Here is a 4,611-nt window from a genome sequence, read left to right on the forward strand (position 1 = left end):
GCGGTGTATTTGGCCCATTAATGAGTGAATATGTTTTTGGTTACCTATTAAGCCATTATCGACAGCACGCCCAGTATACTCAACAGCAACATCAGCAACTTTGGCAGCCAGCTCAATACCGCACTTTACAAGGATTACGACTGCTGATACTTGGTACAGGTTCTATCGCTCAACACCTTGCTCGAACCGCTCATCATTTCGGTATGATTGTCAGCGGCCTCAATCGCCAAGGCGCGCTCGTTAATGACTTTGATCGTATCGATACCATAGATAAATTAGCAGATTACATACCTGTCGCTGATGTGATTGTGAGTGTATTGCCCAATACCCCACACACCACACATGTATTAAATGCTGCTAATCTGTGCTTATTAAAACCCGATGCCATGCTATTTAATATTGGCCGAGGCAACGCAATTGATTTGGCAGCGTTGCAAACTGAGTTAACACTATGCCCTCAGCGACGCGCGATTGTCGATGTATTCGAGCAAGAGCCTTTACCAGCTAATCATCCCCTGTGGCATTGCGATAACGTCACCATTACACCGCATATTGCTGCACCAAGCTTTCCTCAACAAGTGGTACAAATATTCACCGAAAATTATTGTCTTTGGCAGCAATCTAAACCATTACAATATATCGTCGACGCTAATCAAGGCTATTAAAAATAGCCGAGTTATCATGATTTAATCTTTGCTCTGTGAGTCAAAGATCAAATCATCATTCCACTTCGACTAAGTAACTTAAATTCCCGCCACTTGATCGCACTTAATAATGACATTAATACACCTTGAGCAACAATCATCAAAACCCTAGACAATTGATTCAATTAATATTCAAGCATATTTTTCTCATGCCATCTCAATATCTCATCACAGCGTGCCATTTTGATAAAAAAGTGAAGCAGATCAAACTGTATTAAAAATAATCATTCTTTGTGAAAAAAGTTATTGCCAATGATAACTGTTTTCATTTAGAATTAGATTACTTTCTTAGCCCTAGTCCATTTTGAATGAAGAGGCTTTCTCTATGTACGTTTGTCTTTGTCATGCCATTACAGATACTCAAATTAAAGCTGCCGTTAGCTTAGGTGACAGTTCACTGGCTGACGTAAAGAAACGTCTTGGCGTTGCAGACCAATGTGGCAAATGTGCCCGTATGGCAACTCAAATTATTCAGACTCAACTAGAGTACGAACCTAATTTTTATGAAGTGGCCTAATCCCCCGTCCACTTTTGTATAAAAAAATGCTGCTCATATGAGCAGCATTTTTTTATGCTTAAACGGGGTAATTTATTAACCGGGGAGCGGCTTAATGCCTCATACCCGATTAAGCTTATATGCCCAGATTATCGTCTTGAGCACTCTCGTCAAGCGGTCCCATCTCGACTTCAACACTGTCTACGCGCTGTAATCCTCGTGGTAATTTAGCCCCGCGACGGCCACGCTCACCACGATAATGCTCTAAATCACTTGGCTTCAAGGTTAGCTTGCGCTTACCAGCCCATAAGGTCACAGCCTTATCATGAGGTACTACATCAAGATGCAAGAGTAACTCTTCGCGATTTTTAGCACGATCGCTAGGAATACCAATGATTTTATTGCCTTTACCTTTTGATAACTGCGGTAAAGCATCCAAGCTAAACATCAGCATCCGACCTTCTGAGGTAATCGCTAACAAAGATTGATCGCCAGATTTATTAATTAACTTTGGCTGCATAACGCACGCATTTGATGGCAGGCTTAGCAGTGCCTTACCGGCCTTATTACGACTGACTAAATCTGGATAGGCGCAAATAAAGCCGTAACCGGCATCACTTGCTAATAAGAAAAATTGTTCATCCTCGCCCATCAATACATGCCGCATTGTCGCACTCGGTGCCATATTAAAGCGCGTCGTAATCGGCTCTCCTTGGCTACGGGCTGACGGCAACGTATGACTGTCGGTAGCAAATGCGCGACCGGTAGAATCAATAAATACCGCCGCTTGATTACTTTTACCCATCACACTACACAGGTAACTGTCGCCAGACTTATAAGATAAACCTTCTACATCGACGTCATGGCCTTTAGCACAACGTACCCAGCCTTTATCAGACAAGACAACAGTCACTGACTCTGTTGGGGTTAACTCCTGTTCAGTTAGTGCTTTGGCATCAATACGCTCAATAATTGGTGAACGACGATTGTCACCATAAGTCTCACCATCTTGAACTAACTCTTTTTTCACTAAGGTTTTTAAACGACGATCTGAGCTTAGCAATAACTCTAACTTATCGCGTTCTGCTGCCAGTTCATTTTGCTCTGCAGTGATTTTAAATTCTTCAAGCTTGGCTAAATGGCGTAACTTTAATTCTAAAATTGATTCGGCTTGCTTATCTGACAAGCTAAAGCGAGACATCAGCTCAGCTTTAGGTTCATCGTTAAAACGAATAATCTCGATCACTTCGTCAATGTTTAAAAACGCAATCATTAACGCTTCTAAAATGTGCAAGCGCGCTAATACTTTATCGAGACGATACTGTAAGCGGCGGGTAACTGTGGTAATACGGAACTCTAACCATTCTGTTAACAGCGTTTTTAACCCTTTCACTTTAGGGCGGCCATCGAGTCCCAACACATTTAAGTTAACTCGGAAGCTTTTCTCCAGATCCGTAGTCGCAAATAAATGGGTCATTAACTGATCGCAATCGACACGATTTGAACGCGGTACAATAATTAATCGCACTGGGTTTTCATGATCAGACTCATCACGCAAATCAGACACCATCGGCAACTTTTTCGCCTGCATTTGATTAGCGATTTGTTCTAAAATCTTGCCACTACTGGCTTGATGCGGCAATGAAGTAATGACAATCTCGCCCTGCTCTTCACTGTAAACCGCACGCGCTCTAATTGAACCACGGCCTGTATCATAAATCCGCTCAATATCCGCTCTAGGAGTGATAATTTCAGCTTCGGTTGGATAATCAGGACCAGGGACTAACTCCATTAACCGTGCTAATTCGGTTTTAGGGTTATCGATAAGCTCAATACAAGCTGCGACTAATTCGCGCACGTTGTGCGGCGGAATATCGGTTGCCATGCCCACAGCAATACCGGTAATACCATTTAATAATATATGCGGTAATCGAGCTGGTAAGGTTAATGGCTCTTTCATGGTGCCATCAAAGTTAGCCCCCCATTCGACAGTACCTTGACCTAACTCCGACAGTAATACTTCAGAAAACTTTGATAATCTGGCTTCGGTATAACGCATTGCAGCAAATGACTTAGGGTCATCTGGCGCGCCCCAGTTACCTTGACCATCAACCAATGGATATCGATACGAAAATGGCTGAGCCATTAACACCATTGCTTCGTAACACGCACTATCACCATGGGGATGATACTTACCTAAAACGTCACCCACAGTACGGGCTGATTTTTTGTGTTTAGATTGCGCTGATAATCCTAATTCGCTCATCGCATAAATAATACGACGCTGTACAGGCTTGAGACCATCACCAATATGCGGCAAGGCGCGATCCATAATCACGTACATGGAATAATTTAAATAAGCCCCTTCAGTAAAGCGCCTCAGCGGCATCTGCTCTACACCATCAAGGCTTAATTCAATCGCATCACTCATTATTTCATTTCCTGTGATTGTTCGGGTGCGTTATAAAACAAGCGGTAAATATTACCTTTTAGATCATCTGAAATGTACATGGCACCATCTGGCGCATTAATTACATCAAATGGACGTGCCACCGGAAATTCTCCATCCAAAAAACTCACCACGGTTTCACGTTTACTGACTTTGCCATCTGTAATATCAAGCATCACAATTTGATAACCGACTTTACTTGACCGATTCCACGAACCATTTTCAGCAACAAACAGCTGATTACGATAGCGCGGAGGGAATTGCTTGCCGCGGTAAAAACTTAATCCGGTTGCCGCTACGTGAGCGGGTAATTCAAATACTGGCAAGGTGATATTTAAATTTTCCGGCTTGTCATAGGCGGGTTCAACTACATCTGAGCCATGTAAATAAGGAAAACCAAAATGGCTGCCTTTAACGTCTAAACGGTTTATCTCATCAGCGGGAAGATTATCACCCATCCAATCTCGACCTAAATCGGCAAACCATAATTTGTTGGTATCGGGTGACCAATCAAAACCAATAACACTGCGAAGACCAGAAGCAATTTGTTCACTGGCTCCGGTATCGACATTAATCGCCAAAATACTGCCAAAGGGTGAAGCGGCTTCACACACATTGCATGGCGAACCAATGGATATATATAAACGTCCATCGGGTCCGAAATGCATTGAGCGAGAATACTTTTTATCTAAGCTTGGCAAATTCGCATACACTTCACGCGCACGGCTCGGACGGCGCAAACGAGATTCAATTTCTTCAAAGCGAATAATGCGATCGTCTTCTGTGACATAAAGCGCACCATCATGAAAGGCTAACGCTTCCGGATAGTCCAAACCTCTGGCAATCAAATAACGTTTATCAACTTGGCCATTTTGGTCACTATCAACTAGCGCATACACGGTGCCACTTTTTTGCGAACCGACAAAAAGAGTACCTTCATCGCCGACAGTTAATTGTTTAAT

4 protein-coding genes are annotated in these 4,611 nt (G+C 42.8%); 2 read left to right on the forward strand and 2 right to left on the reverse strand.

The window, feature by feature from the left end; all coding sequences use genetic code 11:
• Both H5185_RS21325 and H5185_RS21330 read left to right on the forward strand, forming a co-directional pair.
• Positions 1-665 (forward strand): NAD(P)-dependent oxidoreductase (locus tag H5185_RS21325; protein WP_182743131.1); only part of this gene is annotated, 665 nt, incomplete at its 5' end.
• Positions 666-1,029: 364 nt separating this feature from the next.
• Positions 1,030-1,221, forward strand: a complete 192-nt coding sequence (locus H5185_RS21330; RefSeq protein WP_124018299.1) for a bacterioferritin-associated ferredoxin — start codon at positions 1,030-1,032, stop codon at positions 1,219-1,221.
• 115 nt (positions 1,222-1,336) lie between these two features.
• On the opposite strand, the gene parC is transcribed toward H5185_RS21330, so the two are convergent.
• Together parC and H5185_RS21340 are read right to left on the reverse strand one after the other, a co-directional pair.
• Positions 1,337-3,631 (reverse strand): DNA topoisomerase IV subunit A, encoded by a 2,295-nt coding sequence (gene parC / locus H5185_RS21335; RefSeq protein ID WP_124018298.1) that lies wholly within the window; start codon positions 3,629-3,631, stop codon positions 1,337-1,339.
• The coding region (locus H5185_RS21340) for a sorbosone dehydrogenase family protein (protein ID WP_182743133.1) at positions 3,631-4,611 on the reverse strand (981 nt) is incomplete at its 5' end. The genes H5185_RS21340 and parC, both read right to left, overlap by 1 nt.

The organism is Shewanella sp. SG44-6 (assembly GCF_014164185.1).
GTDB lineage: Bacteria > Pseudomonadota > Gammaproteobacteria > Enterobacterales > Shewanellaceae > Shewanella > Shewanella vesiculosa.

Bases quoted from the DNA above. Each gene is read 5' to 3' on its own strand.
- parC (WP_124018298.1), bottom strand. From the start codon at position 3,631: ATGAGTGATGCGATTGAATTAAGCCTTGATGGTGTAGAGCAGATGCCG.
- H5185_RS21330 (WP_124018299.1), top strand. From the start codon at position 1,030: ATGTACGTTTGTCTTTGTCATGCCATTACAGATACTCAAATTAAAGCT.